Origin of the sequence: Paracoccus onubensis (assembly GCF_003591515.1) — a bacterium.
In the GTDB taxonomy this organism is placed as follows: Bacteria; Pseudomonadota; Alphaproteobacteria; order Rhodobacterales; family Rhodobacteraceae; genus Paracoccus; species Paracoccus onubensis.
Map to the genome: position 1 here is coordinate 62,487 of NZ_QZCG01000002.1, position 17,203 is coordinate 79,689.

General features: G+C 60.8%; 19 protein-coding genes. 7 read left to right on the forward strand and 12 right to left on the reverse strand.

Translation table 11 applies throughout. From position 1 onward, the window contains the following. Window positions 1–20: 20 nt before the first annotated feature. The 3 genes from D3P04_RS02825 to surE are packed head-to-tail and all read right to left on the reverse strand — an operon-like array spanning window position 21 to window position 2,695. Complete coding sequence (locus tag D3P04_RS02825; RefSeq protein WP_119745764.1) at window positions 21–1,169, reverse strand: LysM peptidoglycan-binding domain-containing protein; 1,149 nt, start codon at window positions 1,167–1,169, stop codon at window positions 21–23. 36 nt (window positions 1,170–1,205) lie between these two features. After that, on the reverse strand, window positions 1,206–1,874 hold the full coding sequence (locus tag D3P04_RS02830) for a protein-L-isoaspartate(D-aspartate) O-methyltransferase (RefSeq protein ID WP_119745766.1): 669 nt from the start codon (window positions 1,872–1,874) through the stop codon (window positions 1,206–1,208). A gap of 2 nt (window positions 1,875–1,876) precedes the next feature. Continuing rightward, window positions 1,877–2,695, reverse strand: coding sequence for a 5'/3'-nucleotidase SurE (surE, locus tag D3P04_RS02835; protein WP_119745768.1), 819 nt, complete (start codon window positions 2,693–2,695; stop codon window positions 1,877–1,879). Between the two features lie 159 nt (window positions 2,696–2,854). Between surE and D3P04_RS02840 the strand changes: the two genes are divergently transcribed. Both D3P04_RS02840 and D3P04_RS02845 read left to right on the forward strand, forming a co-directional pair. Beyond that, the gene (locus D3P04_RS02840; RefSeq protein WP_119745770.1) at window positions 2,855–3,769 is read left to right on the forward strand and encodes a sulfite exporter TauE/SafE family protein; all 915 of its coding nucleotides are present in this window, start codon (window positions 2,855–2,857) and stop codon (window positions 3,767–3,769) included. Further along, window positions 3,769–4,638 (forward strand): TIGR02186 family protein, encoded by an 870-nt coding sequence (locus D3P04_RS02845; protein ID WP_119745772.1) that lies wholly within the window; start codon window positions 3,769–3,771, stop codon window positions 4,636–4,638. The genes D3P04_RS02840 and D3P04_RS02845 overlap by 1 nt, the downstream gene beginning before the upstream one ends. Window positions 4,639–4,740: 102 nt before the next feature. Here D3P04_RS02845 and D3P04_RS02850 read toward each other — a convergent pair whose 3' ends face one another. Further along, window positions 4,741–5,700 (reverse strand): L-malyl-CoA/beta-methylmalyl-CoA lyase, encoded by a 960-nt coding sequence (locus D3P04_RS02850; RefSeq protein WP_119745774.1) that lies wholly within the window; start codon window positions 5,698–5,700, stop codon window positions 4,741–4,743. Between the two features lie 176 nt (window positions 5,701–5,876). On the opposite strand from D3P04_RS02850, the gene D3P04_RS02855 reads away from it, so the two are divergent. Next, window positions 5,877–6,737, forward strand: coding sequence for a D-amino-acid transaminase (locus D3P04_RS02855; protein ID WP_119746486.1), 861 nt, complete (start codon window positions 5,877–5,879; stop codon window positions 6,735–6,737). Between the two features lie 87 nt (window positions 6,738–6,824). Then, entirely contained in the window at window positions 6,825–7,145 is a 321-nt protein-coding gene (locus D3P04_RS02860; RefSeq protein WP_119745776.1) for a TM2 domain-containing protein, read from the forward strand. A gap of 45 nt (window positions 7,146–7,190) precedes the next feature. On the opposite strand, the gene D3P04_RS02865 is transcribed toward D3P04_RS02860, so the two are convergent. The 8 genes from D3P04_RS02865 to D3P04_RS02900 all read right to left on the reverse strand — a co-directional run bounded on the left by D3P04_RS02865 (window position 7,191) and on the right by D3P04_RS02900 (window position 14,575). After that, window positions 7,191–7,970, reverse strand: coding sequence for an SDR family oxidoreductase (locus D3P04_RS02865; protein WP_119745778.1), 780 nt, complete (start codon window positions 7,968–7,970; stop codon window positions 7,191–7,193). A gap of 53 nt (window positions 7,971–8,023) precedes the next feature. After that, window positions 8,024–8,710 (reverse strand): ribulose-phosphate 3-epimerase, encoded by a 687-nt coding sequence (rpe, locus tag D3P04_RS02870; RefSeq protein ID WP_119745780.1) that lies wholly within the window; start codon window positions 8,708–8,710, stop codon window positions 8,024–8,026. Window positions 8,711–8,827: 117 nt separating this feature from the next. Further along, entirely contained in the window at window positions 8,828–9,169 is a 342-nt protein-coding gene (locus D3P04_RS02875) for a hypothetical protein (RefSeq protein ID WP_119745782.1), read from the reverse strand. Then, the gene (locus D3P04_RS02880) at window positions 9,166–9,792 is read right to left on the reverse strand and encodes a hypothetical protein (RefSeq protein WP_119745784.1); all 627 of its coding nucleotides are present in this window, start codon (window positions 9,790–9,792) and stop codon (window positions 9,166–9,168) included. The genes D3P04_RS02875 and D3P04_RS02880 overlap by 4 nt, the downstream gene beginning before the upstream one ends. Before the next feature lie 182 nt (window positions 9,793–9,974). Next, on the reverse strand, window positions 9,975–11,300 hold the full coding sequence (locus D3P04_RS02885; protein ID WP_119745786.1) for an ATP-binding response regulator: 1,326 nt from the start codon (window positions 11,298–11,300) through the stop codon (window positions 9,975–9,977). Then, window positions 11,287–12,456 carry an FIST N-terminal domain-containing protein gene (locus D3P04_RS02890; protein ID WP_119745788.1) on the reverse strand — a complete coding sequence of 390 codons (1,170 nt, stop codon included), beginning with the start codon at window positions 12,454–12,456 and terminating at the stop codon, window positions 11,287–11,289. Before D3P04_RS02890 ends, D3P04_RS02885 begins: the two co-directional genes overlap by 14 nt. Further along, window positions 12,456–13,163 carry a response regulator gene (locus D3P04_RS02895; protein WP_119745790.1) on the reverse strand — a complete coding sequence of 236 codons (708 nt, stop codon included), beginning with the start codon at window positions 13,161–13,163 and terminating at the stop codon, window positions 12,456–12,458. The genes D3P04_RS02890 and D3P04_RS02895 overlap by 1 nt, the downstream gene beginning before the upstream one ends. A gap of 254 nt (window positions 13,164–13,417) precedes the next feature. After that, a complete protein-coding gene (locus tag D3P04_RS02900) occupies window positions 13,418–14,575 on the reverse strand; it encodes an NAD-dependent epimerase/dehydratase family protein (RefSeq protein WP_119745792.1) in 1,158 nt (385 codons plus the stop codon). A 200-nt stretch (window positions 14,576–14,775) separates the two neighbouring features. On the opposite strand from D3P04_RS02900, the gene arfB reads away from it, so the two are divergent. The 3 genes from arfB to D3P04_RS02915 all read left to right on the forward strand — a co-directional run bounded on the left by arfB (window position 14,776) and on the right by D3P04_RS02915 (window position 17,159). Then, on the forward strand, window positions 14,776–15,198 hold the full coding sequence (gene arfB / locus D3P04_RS02905; protein ID WP_119745794.1) for an alternative ribosome rescue aminoacyl-tRNA hydrolase ArfB: 423 nt from the start codon (window positions 14,776–14,778) through the stop codon (window positions 15,196–15,198). Beyond that, window positions 15,195–15,647, forward strand: coding sequence for an NUDIX hydrolase (locus D3P04_RS02910; RefSeq protein ID WP_119745796.1), 453 nt, complete (start codon window positions 15,195–15,197; stop codon window positions 15,645–15,647). Before arfB ends, D3P04_RS02910 begins: the two co-directional genes overlap by 4 nt. An 84-nt stretch (window positions 15,648–15,731) precedes the next feature. Beyond that, complete coding sequence (locus tag D3P04_RS02915) at window positions 15,732–17,159, forward strand: inorganic phosphate transporter (RefSeq protein ID WP_119745798.1); 1,428 nt, start codon at window positions 15,732–15,734, stop codon at window positions 17,157–17,159. The last annotated feature ends 44 nt before the right edge of the window (window positions 17,160–17,203 follow it).

Below are 17,203 nucleotides of genomic sequence, written 5' to 3' on the forward strand. Positions count from 1 at the left end.
CGTGACCGGGCGGTTTGCCATCAGTTCAGGTAATCTTCCGGGTTCACACTGTTATAACCGCGGCGGACCTCGAAATGAACCACGCCACTGCTGCCCGATGTGCCCATCGCCTGACCGCTGCTGACTGAATCGCCCTTGGACACACTGAGTTCGTCCAGACCGGTATAGACCGTCATCAGCCCGTCATTGTGACGCACCACCACGATCGGCACGCCGCTTGTGTCGCGGGTAACGGCGGCGACCTGTCCCGCCCCGGCTGCCTTGACCGATGTGCCAGCGGGCGCGGAAATGTCGATCCCCTCATTCTTGCCCTTTTCATAGACCCGGATGATCGAGCCCGAAGCGGGCATGCTGAAGCGACCGTTGCCCGAGGCGCCCGTCCGCGTCGCACCCAGATCCGGTGTGTCGGTCGCAGGCCCCGGCTCCGAGGCGGGATCGGTCTTTTCGTCCGGCAGAGGGGCCGCCGCCGAAGGCGGGCGCGGAGTGGGGCTGCCGCTGCCCGGTGCGGTGGTCCCTGTTCCGGCAGCCGGAGCGGCTTGGCCCTTGACCGGGATCATCAGCCTTTGACCGACCCGCAATTGCATATCCGATGGCAATCCGTTCCAGGACGCCAGATCCTGCACATTAACCCCGTATTTGCGGGCGATCGACCACGCGGTTTCGCCAGAAGCGACCTGATGCTGCTGCGGTTGCTCGCCTTTGGGCGCGGCAGCCTGTTGTTCGCCTTCCATGCCCGGCACGTCCGGCTTGGCGATGCCCTGGCCCGCGAATGGATCAGACACCTGCCCGGTGCTGCTGATGATGCCGCCCTGAACCTGTGTGCCGCCGGGAACGCTGCGGGGCAGGACCAGAACCGCACCTTGTTGCAGCGTGGCGCTGGCAGGCAATGCATTGTAGCGAGCCAGTTCCTCGGCGCCCAGCCCGATCCGCGACGCGACGCTGGCCGGCGTGTCGCCGGATCTGGCAACCACAACCTGATAATCGCGGAAGGTGATCAATCCGCGGCTGTCCGGTTGCGGGCGCGGCACGGCCTTGGCCGCAGCATCTGCCGTGCTCAATGCACCGGGAACCCAACCACGCAGATCCGGATCAAAACCATTCGGACCGCAAGAGGAAAGCAGGGCAATTACCATAGATGTGCCCGCCAAGTACCTGAAATTTCTGCTCATTCTAAAATCCTCAACCTGTATCCGCCCGAACGGGGGTCATGTTTGTCCCAACCCCTCGACCAGAGGCACGAACCGTACCTGCCGCAACTCGTCATAATCGAACCCGGTATCCGTCCGGGTCACGCGGATCAAGGTCTGAACTGCGTCCGATTGCCCGACAGGCACCACCATAATACCGCCGATCTTGAGCTGTGCCAATAATGGACCGGGGGGATCTTCTGCCGCGGCGGTCACGAGGATGCGGTCGAAAGGGGATTGATCCGGCAACCCGCGAGAGCCGTCGGCAACCTGCGCGGTGATATTCGACAGGCCCAGCTTCTGAAAAATCGCCTCGGATTCCTGTACCAGTCTGCGATGACGGTCGACGGTATAAACCCGGCGGCACAGTCCCGCCAGAACGGCGGCCTGATAGCCCGAGCCGGTTCCGACTTCCAGGACCGTATCGCGCGGGCGCGGGTTCAATGCCTGCGTCATCAGGCCGACGACCGAAGGCTGACTGATCGTCTGGCCACAGGGGATGGGCAAAGGCGTGTCTTCATAGGCCCTGTCGGCGAATTGCCCGCGGATGAAAATCCCCCGGTCGATACGTTCCATCACGGAAAGGACACGCGGATCGGTTACCCCACGGGAGCGAAGCTGGAAAAGAAAGCGCATCTTGCGCTCGGCTGGCGAGTCATCTTGATCTGGAAGATCATCGTCGCTCATCGTTACCCGGTGCCTCTGCTATCCACGAGATCCCGATCAAGCTTTCCGGCAAGGCCGGATAGCGAATCATGGCAGGTCAGATCGGCCCGCATCGGCGTAACCGAGATGTAACCCGCCATATTCACGGCGACATCGCTGCCCTCATTCGCTATCGCCTGCTGATCGCCGCCCTTGGCCCACATGAACCGTCTGCCGTTCGGGGCGCTGTAGGGCTGTACCGAAAAGCGCGAATCCTTGCGCCTGCCTTGCGCGGCGACTCTGGTGCCCAATACCTCGGCGGCCGGGAGCGCGGGAAAATTGACGTTGTAGAACAGACAGTAATCGTCGTTCTGGGTCCAGTCCGCATGATCAAGCAACTCGCGTATGATCGCCACGCCATGCCGGCGCGAGGCTTCGAACGGGTCGTCAAGTCCGGCTGTGCGCGGCCCCAGATATTGCGACAGGGCAATTGCGGGCAGACCCTGCAGCGCTGCCTCCATCGCGCCGCCGATCGTGCCGGAATACATCGCGTTCTCGCCCGAATTGTTGCCACGGTTCACGCCGGACAGGACCAGATCGGGCAGGGCGTCGGCCATGACATCGGCAACGGCCGCCAGCACGCAATCGGCGGGGCTGCCTTCGGTTGCATAGCGCCGGTTATCCAGCCGGGCGACCATCGTCGGATGGGAATAGCTGATGCAATGCCCTACACCGGATTGCTCGAATGCGGGGGCCACCGTCCAGACTTCGCCGGACGGGCCTGCAATTTCCGCGGCGATCTCTGACAGTACCGCCAGCCCCGGCGCGTTGATCCCGTCGTCATTGGTGATGAGGATGCGCATTGCGGTTCCGTTCACGCGCTTGTTGTTTCTTTTCCCTGCTTACCTGCGTGCAGGATGGGCTGCAACCCGTTGAGATTCCCTTGACGGCGATCCGTAAAGCCGTTTGACGCAGCGAGTTTGCCGTTGCATCCTAGGGTAACCTGACCGATAGCGCTCAACATGCAGATCTTTCTTCCCATCGCCGAGGTTTCGGTCAACGCTTTCACACTTGTAGGACTTGGCGGTCTTGTCGGGTTGATGAGCGGGCTGTTCGGCGTGGGGGGCGGTTTTCTGATCACCCCGCTTCTGTTCTTTATCGGGATTCCTCCGGCGATTGCGGTGGCGACCGGTGCAAATCAGGTGGTGGCCTCCTCGGTTTCCGGCGTGCTGGCGCATGTCAAGCGCAAGACCGTGGATTTCCGGATGGGCGGCGTGCTGCTGGCGGGCGGCCTGATCGGCTCCTGGCTGGGGGTGTGGGTGTTCAACCTGTTGCAGTCGGCCGGGCAGGTCGATCTGGTGGTGCAGCTTTGCTATGTGGTGTTTCTGGGCCTGATCGGCATGATGATGCTGCAGGAAAGCATACGCGCCCTGCGCCGGTCGAAGAATGCCACCTATCGCAGGCGGTTGCATCAGCACATGTGGGTGCATCGCTGGCCGGTCAAGATGAAATTCCGCGCGTCGGGCCTGTATATCAGCGTATTTCCACCGCTTCTGGTGGGGCTTGCAGTCGGTGTTCTGGCCGCGATCATGGGGGTGGGCGGCGGCTTCATCATGGTTCCCGCGATGATCTACCTGCTTGGGGTGCCGACCAAGGTCGTCGTCGGGACATCGCTGTTCCAGATCATCTTCGTGACCGCATTCACCACGGTGATGCACGCCGTCAGCTACAATACCGTGGATATCATGCTGGCATTGCTGCTGATCGTGGGTGGCGTGGTCGGTGCGCAGGTCGGTACGACCCTGGGCGCAAGGCTCAGGGCCGAGCAATTGCGCATTCTTCTGGCGTTGCTGGTGCTTCTGGTCTGTGGCAAGCTGGCGCTTGATCTGGTTTTGCGCCCGGATGAACTCTACTCGATCACGTCGGGGATCGAGTGATGCGGCGTATCGCAGCATTTCTTCTGGCGCTTTCGTTCTGCGGCGCGACCAATGCGCAAAGTCCCGATACCGGCACCGGACAGACCGAGGGCGAGGCCGTTCCCGTCTATCCGGTCACGGTATTTCCTCCCAGTCCTGAATCAGAAGACAAGGAACAGCGCGGGGAACGGGTCGTGGCTGGCCTTTCGCAGGATTCGGTCGGAATCACCGCAAGATATGACCGGATGGATATCCTGATTTATGGCGCGATCAAGCGGGAGGCGCCGATACCTTCGGGTTCGCTGGATGTCATCGTCACGGTCGAGGCGCCGTCGCGGCCTCTGACGATCTGGCGGAAAGAGCGTAAGGCGGGGATCTGGATCAATTCCGAAAAGGTCGAGATCGGGGCTGCGCCGGGCTTCTATGCTGTGGCGAGTTCGGCGCCGCTGGATGAAATTCTGCAACCGGATTGGGATCGCCGCTACCGGATCTCGCTGCCGCTGGCGCTGCGGGCCTATGCCGGTCAGATCGCGGTCAAGGACGCGGTTCCCTTTACCGAGGCATTGATTCGCATTCGCGAGAGCAACGGCCTGTACCGACTGGACGAGGGCGCGGTCAAGCTGGTAGATCAGACCCTGTTTCGTGCGGATGTGCGATTGCCCGCGAATCTGATCGAAGGCGACTATAAAACCCGCATCTTCCTGCTGCGTGACGGCAAGGTGATCGACGTCTATCGCGCCCCGATCGAGGTTCGTAAGGTCGGGTTGGAACGCTGGCTTTACCGCCTCGCATTCGATCAGCCGTTGGTTTACGGCCTGATGTCGCTGGCCGTCGCGGTATTTGCGGGCTGGGGGGCCTCTGCCGCGTTCCGCAAGTTGCGCCGGGTGTAAGGCACAGTCTGAAAACGCAACGGGCCCTGTGTTGCCACAGAGCCCGCGCCCTCCCACGTCGCGAACCGGCCCCCTCCACAAGGCCCGCCCGCTTGTGATCGACTATTTTTTCGCGATCAGTTCGGCCTGCCGCACGATCACCTCGGCCTGTCTGATCGAGGCTATATCGACCAGACGGCCCTTGTAAACCGTTGCCCCTGCACCGGAGCGTTTGGCTTCTTCCATGGCGGCAAGGATCTCCTGCGCTTCGGTTACGGCATCTTCCGTGGGCGAGAAGACCTCATTCGCCAGTGCGATCTGGCTGGGATGGATTGCCCATTTGCCGACCATGCCCAACGTGGCCGAGCGTCGTGCCTGCGCCACGAAGCCCTCTTTGTCGCTGAAATCGCCGAAAGGACCATCAACCGGAAGCACGCCATGGGTCCGGCAGGCCGCGACGATATTCGCCTGAGCCCAGTGCCAGGGATCGGACCAGTATTTCTGGCCCTCGCGATGCATGTAATAATTCTCCTGCGTTCCGCCGATTCCGGTCGTGGCCATGCCCATCGAAGCCGCGAAATCCGCAGCGCCAAGGCTGACCGCCTGCAGACGCGGCGAGGCGGCGGCGATTTCCTCGACATGTGAAATACCGGCTGCGCTTTCGATGATGACCTCGAAGCCAAGGCGTTTTTGCCGTCCCTTTGCCCGCTCAATCGCGGTGGCAAGCGCGTCAACGGCGTAGATGTCAGAGGCATTTCCGACCTTTGGGATCATGATCAAATCGAGGCGTTCACTTGCCTGTTCCAGCAGGTCAACGACATCGCGGTACCAATAAGGCGTGTCCAGCCCGTTGATCCGAACCGAAAGCGTCTTGTCGCCCCAGTCGATATCGCCGATGGCCTGAATGGTCTGCTTGCGCGCGGCATCCTTGTCATCGGGGGCAACCGAATCTTCCAGATCGATATTGATGACATCGGCTTCGGACTTGGCCATCTTCTCGAACAGCGCCGTGCGCGACCCCGGTCCGAACAATTGGCAGCGGTTCAGGCGGGCCGGAGGTGCGGGTTGGAGGCGAAAGCTCATTGCGAATCCCTGCTGCTAGACGAAACGATGTTGCGCTACCCTTTACCGCAGCCTATTCCGGGCAGCAAGCCGTCTCTGGGGAACCATGCCGGGAAGGGGATAACGCGCCCCTTCGCTTGACCCTGCCGCAGTTTCGGCGCAGGACCGGAACCACCAGCCGCAAGGGAGAGAAAGCGATGACACGGACCGTATATGTAAATGGCGAATATCTGCCTGAAGATCAGGCCACAGTGTCGGTATTCGACCGTGGTTTCCTGATGGCCGATGCGGTTTACGAGGTTGTCAGCGTTCTGGACGGCAAATTGCTTGATTTCGCTGGGCACATGACGCGGCTGGCTCGTTCGCTGGATGCGCTGGCCATGACCAATCCGATGTCCGCGGACGAATATCTTGATGCCCATCGGCAGTTGATCGAACGGAACGGGATCACCGACGGGTTGATCTATCTGCAAGTCACGCGGGGCAATCCGGGAGATCGCGATTTCGCCTATCCGCCCGAGGGAACCGCGCCTACCGTTGTGATGTTCACGCAATCCAAGCCGGGGCTGGCCGACAGCCCTGTGGCACAGACCGGATTGAAAATCGTCAGTGTCGAGGATCTTCGCTGGGGACGGCGGGATATCAAGACGGTGCAGCTTCTTTACCCCTCGATGGCCAAGATGGAGGCCAAGGCGCGCGGCGTGGACGATGCCTGGCTGACCGAGGACGGCACCGTGACCGAGGGCACGTCGAACAATGCCTATATCGTCAAGGGCGGCAAGATCATCACCCGCGAACTCAGCCATGACATTCTGCACGGGATCACCCGCGCCGCTGTTTTGCGTTTCGCCCGCGAGGCGCAGATGCAGGTCGAGGAGCGCAGCTTTACCATCGCCGAGGCGCAGGAGGCCGATGAAGCCTTTATCACATCGGCCTCGTCATTCGTGATGCCGGTGGTCGAGATCGACGGCAAGCAGGTCGGCAAGGGCGATGTCGGGCCGGTGGCCACCAGGCTGCGCGAAATCTATCTTGAAGAAAGCCGCAAGTCGGCGGTCTGACGCCCGGGGATTTTGCCAGGCACTTGTCCATTCCTGGGCCGACCCTATCTTTTACGGGAAGAATAGAGGCACAAGGATGGAATATCGATGAATGTCGAGCAACAGTTACTGATCGAACAGCGCGTGGCGAATGAAGGGAAATCCCAGCTCGTCGCTTATCTGCTGTTGATCCTGCTATGGGGTTTCGGTGTCCATCGCATGTATCTGGGCCGCTATGTCAGCGGCTTTCTGATGCTGGCGCTGTGGGGGTTGGGCTGGTTGACGGCAGCCATCCTGATCGGTTGGATTCCAATCGGTTTCGTCTGTCTGTGGGCGATTCTCGATCTGTTCCTCATCCCCGGAATGATCCGCGAGGATAATGCCGTTATCCGGCAGAGATTGCTTGCAGAAACCGGCTGGGAAAGATGACGGGCGGGGCAGGGGCCTGCCGCCCGTTCAGGCGGTAGGAATCCCTCAGACCGAGACGTTCAACGCGCCGCCGTCAAGCAGGATGTTCTGGCCGATGATGAACCGGGCATGCTGGCTGCACAGGAAAGCGCAGGTTGCGCCGAAATCCTCGGGCTGACCATATTCGCCGGTCGGGATGCCCGCTTGCCGCTTGATGCGCGCCTCGTCCAGACTGATGCCGGTCTTTTCAGCAACACCCTGATCCAGTGAATCGGCACGTGCGGTGGCGTGGATGCCGGGCAGGATATTGTTGACGCAAACGCCTTTACCCGCCACCTGCCGCGACATTCCGGCGACAAAGCCCGTCAGACCCGTCCGCGCCGTGTTGGACAGACCCAATACCGATATGGGCGAGCGTACCGATTGCGAGGTGATATTCACCACCCGGCCCCATCCGCGCTCCATCATGCCGGGGACAAGCGCCTGCATCAGGGCAATCGCCGAAAGCATATTCGCATCAATGGCCTTGATGAAATCGTCGCGGCTCCAGTCGGTCCAGACGCCCGGAGGCGGGCCACCCGCGTTATTGACCAGAATATCGGCCTGACCGACAGCCTTCAGCACATCGGCGCGCCCTTCTTCGGTGGTGATATCCGCTGCGACAGGGATGACCTGCACGCCGAATTTATCGGCGATCTCGGCTGCGGTTCTGGTGATATCCGCCTCGGTCCGGCTGTTGATTACCAGATCGACACCCGCTTCGGCCAGCGCCTCGGCGCAGGCGCGGCCAAGACCTTTCGATGCGGCGCAGACCAAACCGCGCTTACCCTTGATTCCCAGATCCATCCTGTCCTCCTGTCTTGAGTCGCGGCAAGATAAGCGCCTGTCAGGCGGGAAAGTCAAATCGCCTGAGCCGCGTTGCGGATGGAACGGATATTTTCGCCGTAAACGCCCGGCTGATCGACCGAGCCGCCCTTGAACACGGCAGAGCCCGCCACCAGCACATCGGCCCCCGCTTTGGCGACAAGAGGCGCGGTTTTCGGATCGACGCCGCCATCCACCTGAATATGGATCGGCCGGTCGCCGATCATGCCGCGCAGGCGGGCGATCTTGTCAAGCTGGCTATGGATGAATTTCTGACCGCCAAAGCCGGGATTGACCGTCATCACCAGAACCATGTCGCAAAGGCTTAGCAGATATTCGACGGCTTCGACCGGAGTTCCGGGGTTCAATGCGATCCCGGCCTGTTTTCCGGTTGCCTTGATCGCCTGAAGCGTGCGGTGCGGATGTGGACCTGCCTCGACATGGGCAGTGATCATGTCGGCGCCCGCTTCGGCATAGGCCTCGATATAAGCGTCCACCGGCGCGATCATCAGATGCACGTCCATGAAGGTTTTCACATGCGGCCGGAACGCCTTCACGGCCGGAGGGCCGAAGGTCAGGTTCGGCACGAAATGTCCGTCCATGACATCGATATGGACCCAATCCGCGCCCTCGGCCTCGACCGCGCGGATCTCGCGTCCGAAATCGGCGAAATCTGCCGACAGGATCGACGGCGCGATCTTGATGTTGCGATCGAAGCTCATGATGTATCCTTTCCGCGAATGGTCCCGGCGCTGTTTGTTAACGGTTATGAACGAACGCGGCGGCAGGTCAACTGCAACACAAGGATGAGTCCCGGGGACGAGTCCCGGGCGCAGAAATCAGAAACAGAGAATTTCGGCCTCGGCCTCGGCGCGGCGAAGCTTGGCGACGGTTTCGGTCATCTGCGGCATGCCCTTGAACATCGATGCCCTTTCGCCGGTGGTCTGGCGCATCCGCAGCACGGTTTCGGCACTGACGTAATCGTCATAGGGCAGGACCGATGCGATCTGATCTATCGCGCAAGAGCAGCGATCCAGCAGGTCGCGATTCTCGCCATTGGTGGCCATGCAGGTAAAGACATATTCGGCGCGGGCATTGGTGGGATAATCGTTCACGGCCTGCGTCCAGCCGGCCGAAGAAACCAGCGTCAGGGCGATTGCGATCAGGAGGGTGAATTTCATTGCAGCACCATGCGATTGATGTAACCGGGCTGGTCGCCTTCGGTCCGGGCCAGCAATTCACGGATCGGGGCCTTGGGGTCCTCACCCAGCACGAAAGTCAGGGTCAGCGTCTCGAAGCCATTCATCTGGCTGGCATTCGGATCATCCCGCAGGGGTTGAAAGCTTGCCGTCCTGTTGTCGTCATCCTGTGTGATCTTGCCGCTTTCGAACAGCGCTTCCTTTATGCGGTTGCGGATATAGAAAGGGCTACCACCGGTCAGTTTCGCGATGTCGCGGGTGGTCTGTTCCAAAAAGAAGGTCAGCACCGGATCTCCGCCAGAGATGGGGAATGGCCCGATCTTGCGGGTCCGGTTGTCAGTTTTCTCGGTCAGTTGAAGGGCGGGCTTGTTGTCGGTTGGATCGGTGAATTCATGCAAAATGACCGAGCCCGCTTCCACCGGTAGAAAACCGGCCATGTCGGGACCCTCGACATGCATCGACCAGTTCAGCCCTTCATCCGAAACCGACCACGGGCCCCGTTCCGCAAAAACGGCATCTCCGGCTTCGCCTGCAGTCAGAGAGGTAGCCGCAAGGCCGCCTGCCGACAGTCCCAGCAAGAAGATCGTGGCGATGCTGCGGATCATTATAATTTCCTCCATGATGGCGCGCGAAACCCGTGACGTCGCAAATACACGACATTCCGAGATGCGGCGGCAATGCAAGACATTTGCACGTGATTAAGCTCTCTTCCCCAAGCGCAAGATTTGCGCCCTGCGCCCGGAAGAGCAAGCCCCGCATGGCCCTACCTAATCCCTTGGTCGCAGGATCAGCTAAGCAGCCGGATCAGGATTTCGCTGAGTTCCGATGGCCGCACGGGTTTTTCCACGAGCGGAATTTTCATTTCTGTACAGCGTCGTGCGATCTCGGGATCACGATGAGCGGTCACGACCATTGCAGGCAAATACCGGCCTGCTTCATTGCGAAGTGCCGCGATGGCGGCGAGACCGGTATCACCACCTTCCAGATTGTAATCCGCGATGACGATGTCCGGCGGCTCGTCCCCCATTGTCGCCAGGGCTTCCGCCGTGCCCCCGGTGACCCTCGCGACCATGCCCAACGTTTCGGAGAGGATCATCTCGTAACCCCGGCGCACCGCAAGATCATTCTCGACGACAAGGGCGACCCGTCCGCGCAGCAATTGGTTCGTGGCGGTATTCGGCTGCGGGTGACGCTCGTAATCGCCATGGACAAGTGGCAACGCGATGCGGAACAGGGTGCCGCGCATGGCTTCGGAGCTCAGGCTGATGCGATGGCCAAGCTTGTTGCAGGCGCGGCGCACAATGGACAGGCCCAGCCCCATACCCGGAGTACCGGCATCGTTTCCAAGCCGCTGGAACTCGTCGAAGATCCGATTCCTGTCGACTGCCGGAATACCGACACCGGTATCGAACACGCAAAGCCAACCGGTTTCACCGCTGCGGCGCACCCCGACCACCACACCGCCGCGATTGGTGTATTTGATCGCATTCGAGACCAGATTCTGCGCAATCCGGCGCAGGAACACCGGGTCACTTTCGACGACGGCAGTTGTCGGAACGAAGCTGAGCCGCAGGCCCTTTGCTTCGGCCATCGGTGCGAATTCGGCAGCCAGACGGCGGAACAGCTCGCCCAGCGGGACGGGCTGACGGTGAAACTCGATCCGCTGGCTGTCCAGCCGTGAAATATCAAGCACGGCATGCATCAACTGTTCGACCGATTCGAATGCCCCTGACAGGCGTTCGGTCAGTTCCTTCTGCTGCTCGTCCATCGGAGTGTCCGTCAGGGCCGACAGGAACAGCCGCGCGGCTGACAGGGGCTGAACCAGATCATGGCTTGCCGCGCGCAGGAAGCGGGTCTTCGAGCGGTTCGCCTCTTCGGCGGCGGCGCGGGCGACGGCCAGTTCGCGGTTGCGCTGCGACAGGTCGGCCATCGCCTGCTCAAGCTGTCTGGTGCGGGCCAGAACCTCTTGCTCCAATGCGACGGCGGCCTGAAACATCGACCATGCGGAACCGCGGGTTTCCTCGAGCCGGTCGATCCGGTTGATCAATACGCTGTTGATGCGTTGCAGTTTCTCGATCTGCCTGAGCGGCGGATCGCCTTCACGCAGCATCATGGGTCTCATTGTCGGAGGCGGGGGGCAGGAAGGCCATGCCGACGAATGTCTGGTTGACATGCATGCCGCTGTGCTGCTCCCCATAGGTATTGAACCCGGCGACCCGGTAACGCCTGAACATCTCGGACATGGTATTCATCAGCCCGGCGCGTTCAAGCGCAAGCCGCCGCAGGATACAGTCGAAACCAAGCACCATCAGCGGCGGACGGGGCAGGCTTTCCAGCACTTCGGCGAAGCCCTGGGTCATGTCATCGCTGCGGCCAAGCGTCAGAACCGTTCCGGTATCGATCGAGGACATCAGCGACAATCCTCCATCCTCGGTCAATGCACTGATCGCGCGGACATGGTGATGTTTGCCCATACGCACCATCAGCGGGTGCCGGGCGAATTCGGTGGGTGTCAGATCCTGCTGCGCGATACCGGCAATGCGGGCATATTCCTCGGCTGCCGGTTCGGCATTCAGTTCCACGATGCGGCGTTTATCCGGAATCGCAGCGGTGACGACGGCGCGGGTTTCCGTCGGGCTGAAATGCGCAAAACTCACTTCGCTGATGGCAAGGTCGGTTTCCACCAGCAGAAAAACCGCCGCATTGCTGAAAACCTCGTCCCCGGCCAGCAGACTCGTGTGCCGGAAATCCAGTCCGTCGCCGGCCGAGCCGCCCATGACGGGAACGGCGGGCAGGGCGGCCTCGATGGTCGAGACCAGCGCATCCTCTTGTCCCGAGACGCCATCGACCAGCAGGATCCCAAATAACGAGCGCGCCGGGGCAGGGGCAAACCCCTTATGCATCCTGCGCAGCAGTGTCATCCATTCGGAAACGGGCAATGTCGCAAGATTGCGCAGGGTGATGGAATGGGCACGGAAACTGCTTTTGGGAAAGCCGATGGCAACCACACTGTCGGAACTGTAGCCGGACGGCCCGATTTCCCCGGCCGAAGAGCAGCCGCATATGACACATTCCGCCGGAAGTGAAGCGCGCAGGGCCTGGCCCAGCTTGCCCAGCCGTTCATGGGCGGCGCCAAAGACAAGTACAAGCCCCGGCGCAATGGCGTGCAGGCCTGCCAGAAGCTGATCCGCCAGATCGGGGGCTTCACGACTGGCCTGCACGGCCACCGGTCCGGCGACGTCCTCCTTCGTAGCCGGGCCGGTATTCATCAGCAGGCCTCGAACAACCTGATCGAATTGGCCAGCAAGACCGCCTGAGTACGGCGGCGGGCATTGATCTTGGACATGATCGCCGTGATGTGGGTTTTCACCGTGGCCTCGGCAATCGACAATTCGTAACTGATTTCCTTGTTCGCCTTGCCCTGACAGATCAGTCGCAGGATGCGCATCTGTTGCGGGGTCAGCGTGGCAAAGCGGCGAGCCAGTTCCGCCCGCGCCTCGTCCTCGGCCCCGGCCTGTTCGGGTTGATAGCAATCGGGCGTCACGAATTCGCCGTCCCACATTCGGCGCAGGCTGTCCACCAACGCCTCGCGGCTAAGCGATTTGCTGATATAACCCTGTGCGCCCGCGGCCATGGCCGTCGAGATCATTGCATCTTCCAGATCGGCCGAGATCATGGTGATCGGCACCTCGGGCAATTGGCGGCGAAGGGTGACGATACCTTCGGCCCCGCGCGCATCGGGCAGATTCAGATCAAGGATTACCGCGTCGGGCGCGCCCTGCATCTTGATTTGTTCGATCGCAGCCTCAAGGCTGCGAGCGGTACGGACATGTTTAAGACCAAAGCTGATCTTGAGCGTAAGAGCCAGAGCATCGCACATTAACGGGTGGTCATCGACGATCAGAATTTCCTTGACCTGATCGGCGCTGGGTCGTGGCGAATGCAGCGTTCTGGCCTGCATAGCTGCGGCAGTCATTATGTCTCCTCCCCGGACAATGACGTCAAATGCGGCACTGCTCCCCCATGCAGTATCCACCTATCGTGAGATGATTGTACGGCGGAACGCGAACAACGCAACCCCAAGCTGCGAATCCGGTGCTATTGTGACCACCGGCGGGCAAGGACATGCTGGTCGAAAACCCCTGTCACGCGGATTTTCTTACAGAAAAACAAGACCTGTTCGATTGTCTTGAATGACTCTGGAGGCAGTGGCAACAGATGCAGGCGCGTTCAACTCCAGCGTGAGACGCAGGGAATCTTGCTCCTGTTGCAGCGATCGGCATATTTCCGGGCAATGGAACTCACTTCCTCCATGAGTCCGGCTTCCAGCCGGATCGGATCAAGTCCCATGCCGATGAACCGGTCGTTGACGACATGCAAATCGTTTTCTGCCGCCTCGTTGCGCGGATTGTCCAGATAGGCGATCTCGACCCCGGTGCCATCGTGGATCATCTGCGCCAGATCGCGGACGCGGTGGGTCTCGGTCATCTGGTTGAGGATATGTACACGGTCGCCGCTGGCCGGCGCGTTCCGCAGAGCCAGTTCGATACAGCGGCAGGTATCCTGAATATGGATGAAAGCCCGCGTCTGCCCGCCAGTGCCATGAACCGTCATCGGATAGCCGATGGCCGCCTGCATGATGAAACGGTTCAGCACAGTGCCGTAATCGCCGTCATAGTCGAAACGGTTGATCAGCCGCTCGTCCATCCGGGTTTCCGTGGTCTGAGTGCCCCAGACGATGCCCTGATGCAGATCGGTGATCCGGACTCGGTCGTTCTTGTTGTAATAGGCGAAGAACAGCTGATCCTGGCTTTTTGTCATGTGATAGATCGAGCCGGGATTGGTCGGATACAGGATTTCCTGCTCGGCGTCCCCCTCCGGCGTTTCCACCTTCACCTTCAGGTAGCCCTCGGGGATTTTCATTCCGGCGGTGCCGTAGCCGTAAACCCCCATCGTGCCCAGATGCACCAGATGAATATCCTGCCCGGATTCCACGATCGCGGCCAGAACGTCATTGGTGGCGTTCAGGTTGTTATTGACCGTGTAACGCTTGTGATAGCTCGATTTCATCGAATAGGGCGCGGCGCGCTGTTCGGCGAAATGGATGACCGCGTCGGGCCGTTCTTCTTTGAACAGGGTCAACAGGCGATGGTAATGCTTGCCCACGGTGAAATTGAGAGACCGGATTTCATTGCCGGTCAGATCCTTCCAGACCCGCAACCGCTCGCCCAACGGGCTGATGGGCGTCAGGCTTTCGACCTCGAGTTCAAGATCGATGGCGCGGCGGCTGAGATTGTCGACGATGATGATTTCATGTCCGCATCCGGACAGATGCAGGGCTGTGGGCCAGCCGCAAAAACCGTCGCCGCCAAGGATGACTATCTTCATGATCTGGACTTCCTGCCTTGGTCCTCGGATTCGCGGACTATATGTCCTATTCTCGATACGAGTTAAAGCGCGAAGACCCGCGGAAATCCGCCCTCGGCGATGTCCGGCAGAACGGCGGAGCGCGGGGATGCTGCATTTCGACGGTATTCCGTCGCAATTGATGCTTGGAATTATCGAAGAAGCTGCCATATCAAGCTATCATGATCTATGTCACCGAGAATTTGGTTATTGAAGAGTGGGAATTGTCCGAACAGTTTATTCAGGCTCAGGGGCCTGGCGGTCAGAATGTCAACAAGGTCGAAACCGCGGTTCAACTGCGTTTCGAGGCAGAGCGTTCGCCGAATCTTTCCGATCAGGTCAAGCGGCGGCTGCGGCGTCTGGCGGGGCGCCGGTGGACGTCGGACGGGGCCGTCGTGATCCAGTCGCAGGAAACTCGCAGCCAGTCGCGGAACCGTGCCATCGCACGCGAGCGCCTGGCAGAGCTGATCCGGAACGCATTGGTCGCGCCGAAACGCCGCATCGCGACCCGCCCGACGCTTGCCAGCAAGAAACGGCGGCTTAAGGCCAAGACGGTGCGCGGGCAGGTCAAGACGTTGCGGGGCAGGGTGGAGACGGACGAATGAACGCTTTGCTCAGATCGATCAGATTGCTGTTCGGCAAGCGACCACGTTCCTTGCAGGTCGGTGCCGTTTGCCGTGATCCCGACTCGGGTAAGGTTCTGCTGATCACAAGCCGGGGAACAGGGCGATGGGTCATTCCGAAGGGCTGGCCGATGGCGGGGCGCAGCCTGGCCGGTGCCGCTGCCCGCGAGGCATGGGAAGAAGCAGGGGTGGAGGGGCAGGTTTCCGATGCCGAACTGGGTCGCTATCGCTATGACAAAGCGCAGGAGAGTGGCTTTTCCGTACCCGTCGATGTCGCGGTCTATGCCCTGAAGGTCACAGCCTTGCAGGACGCATTCCCCGAGGCGGCAGAGCGCGAACGCCAGTGGTTCACGCCAATCGAGGCCGAAGCCGCAGTGGCCGAACCCGGCCTGAAAACCATTTTACGCGGATTGTCTGCGGCGCCGAGCTAGGGCAGACTGCGCTAGGGACGATCAAACCGGCATCGAAGCCGGATGAACGATAACATGCGAGGGTGGTAAAGGAGTGCAATCCGCATGAAATCCGGCTTTCACATCCTGGACAAGGATCTGGGCCGGATCACCCATGCCGAAGCCGCACAAAGCCAGGCATTCCGTCCGGTATTGCGGCTTGGCCTTGTTGTCCTGTTCTGCGTTGTGGTGCTGATCCTCCTGATGGGGGGGCTGGGGCTGGAGCCGTATAGTACCGGGCTGGGCGCGGGGCTGATCGTGGCGTGCTGGCTTGGACTGGCGATCGGTTCGAACGATGTGGCGAACTCGCTGGGTCCGGCTGTGGGGGCCGGGGCGATCAGTCTTGTTCCGGGTTTGATCCTTGTGGCGCTGGCAGAAATCGCCGGCGCAAGTCTTGCCGGCGCCGCGGTCACTCATCGCCTCGCCGGTGGAATTTTCGAGTCTCAATATCTTGCCTCTCGCCTGGACGCGCAGATGTTGATGGTGGCTGCCCTGATCGGCGCGGCATTCTGGATAACGCTGTCGACCGGTGCGGGACTTCCGGTCAGTACCTCGCATTCGATCGTCGGCGCCATCGCTGGCGCCAGTATCGCCGCGCTTGGCTTTGCGGCGGTCCATTGGAACAATCTCATGATCATCGCGACCGCGTGGATCATTTCGCCACTTGCGGCCGGAGCTCTTGCGGCTGCGCTTCTCGCCTTTGTGACCGTCAGCGTCCGGGATGCTCCGGACCGCGCGGCAGCCGCGCTAAGATGGTTGCCGTTTCTGGTCGGGGTGATGGCGGCGCTGTTTCTTGCCTATCTGGCGCTGCTTTTGGCGCTGCGGATAGGAATCTGGCCACTGCCGGTAGTTCTTGGAGCGCTGCCGTTCGGGCTGCCGATGGCGTGGCTGACCTTGCGGCAGCTTCGGGGCGAGATCGCTGCGAATCCGGAAAAGCCACGAATGAAGCCATTGTTCGGACCGCCGTTGCTTATGGCCGTGGTGATCATGGGCTTTGCCCACGGAGCGAATGATGTCGGTAATGTCGCGGGTCCGTTATCGGTTATCCTGCCACGTGCCGGGACAAGCGAGGCGATGCAGGTGCCGATCACGATCCTGCTGATGGCAGGGCTGGCCATTGCGGTTGGCACGCTGCTGTTCGGAAGGCGGCTGGTTGTCATGGTCGGGAGCGGGATCACCAGGCTGAATCCGGTTCGGGCCTTCTGCGTTTCTCTGGCGACTGCGGCGACCGTATTGTTTGCCGCTGCCGCCGGACTGCCGGTTTCGACGACCCATATCGCGATCGGAGGAATTTTCGGTGTGGGTTTTGCCCGCGAATGGCTTGACGGAAAGCGTCGCCGCCCGGACCTGCCCGCCGAAGAAAATCGCCGTCGCCTGCTGATCCGCCGCAGTCATGTGATCACGATCACCGCTGCCTGGGTCGTGACAGTGCCGGTGACCGCCTTGCTCGGTGCCGCAAGCTATCTGGTGATTGCGCTGGTGATGCGGACCTAGAGCATATCGTGCTGAATCGGAAACGCAGGTTGCTTGCGTCCCGC

Coding starts and splice junctions, on each gene's coding strand:
- D3P04_RS02825 (WP_119745764.1), bottom strand. CDS start 1,169: ATGAGCAGAAATTTCAGGTACTTGGCGGGCACATCTATGGTAATTGCC.
- D3P04_RS02830 (WP_119745766.1), bottom strand. CDS start 1,874: ATGAGCGACGATGATCTTCCAGATCAAGATGACTCGCCAGCCGAGCGC.
- surE (WP_119745768.1), bottom strand. CDS start 2,695: ATGCGCATCCTCATCACCAATGACGACGGGATCAACGCGCCGGGGCTG.
- D3P04_RS02840 (WP_119745770.1), top strand. CDS start 2,855: ATGCAGATCTTTCTTCCCATCGCCGAGGTTTCGGTCAACGCTTTCACA.
- D3P04_RS02845 (WP_119745772.1), top strand. CDS start 3,769: ATGCGGCGTATCGCAGCATTTCTTCTGGCGCTTTCGTTCTGCGGCGCG.
- D3P04_RS02850 (WP_119745774.1), bottom strand. CDS start 5,700: ATGAGCTTTCGCCTCCAACCCGCACCTCCGGCCCGCCTGAACCGCTGC.
- D3P04_RS02855 (WP_119746486.1), top strand. CDS start 5,877: ATGACACGGACCGTATATGTAAATGGCGAATATCTGCCTGAAGATCAG.
- D3P04_RS02860 (WP_119745776.1), top strand. CDS start 6,825: ATGAATGTCGAGCAACAGTTACTGATCGAACAGCGCGTGGCGAATGAA.
- D3P04_RS02865 (WP_119745778.1), bottom strand. CDS start 7,970: ATGGATCTGGGAATCAAGGGTAAGCGCGGTTTGGTCTGCGCCGCATCG.
- rpe (WP_119745780.1), bottom strand. CDS start 8,710: ATGAGCTTCGATCGCAACATCAAGATCGCGCCGTCGATCCTGTCGGCA.
- D3P04_RS02875 (WP_119745782.1), bottom strand. CDS start 9,169: ATGAAATTCACCCTCCTGATCGCAATCGCCCTGACGCTGGTTTCTTCG.
- D3P04_RS02880 (WP_119745784.1), bottom strand. CDS start 9,792: ATGATCCGCAGCATCGCCACGATCTTCTTGCTGGGACTGTCGGCAGGC.
- D3P04_RS02885 (WP_119745786.1), bottom strand. CDS start 11,300: ATGATGCTGCGTGAAGGCGATCCGCCGCTCAGGCAGATCGAGAAACTG.
- D3P04_RS02890 (WP_119745788.1), bottom strand. CDS start 12,456: ATGAATACCGGCCCGGCTACGAAGGAGGACGTCGCCGGACCGGTGGCC.
- D3P04_RS02895 (WP_119745790.1), bottom strand. CDS start 13,163: ATGACTGCCGCAGCTATGCAGGCCAGAACGCTGCATTCGCCACGACCC.
- D3P04_RS02900 (WP_119745792.1), bottom strand. CDS start 14,575: ATGAAGATAGTCATCCTTGGCGGCGACGGTTTTTGCGGCTGGCCCACA.
- arfB (WP_119745794.1), top strand. CDS start 14,776: ATGATCTATGTCACCGAGAATTTGGTTATTGAAGAGTGGGAATTGTCC.
- D3P04_RS02910 (WP_119745796.1), top strand. CDS start 15,195: ATGAACGCTTTGCTCAGATCGATCAGATTGCTGTTCGGCAAGCGACCA.
- D3P04_RS02915 (WP_119745798.1), top strand. CDS start 15,732: ATGAAATCCGGCTTTCACATCCTGGACAAGGATCTGGGCCGGATCACC.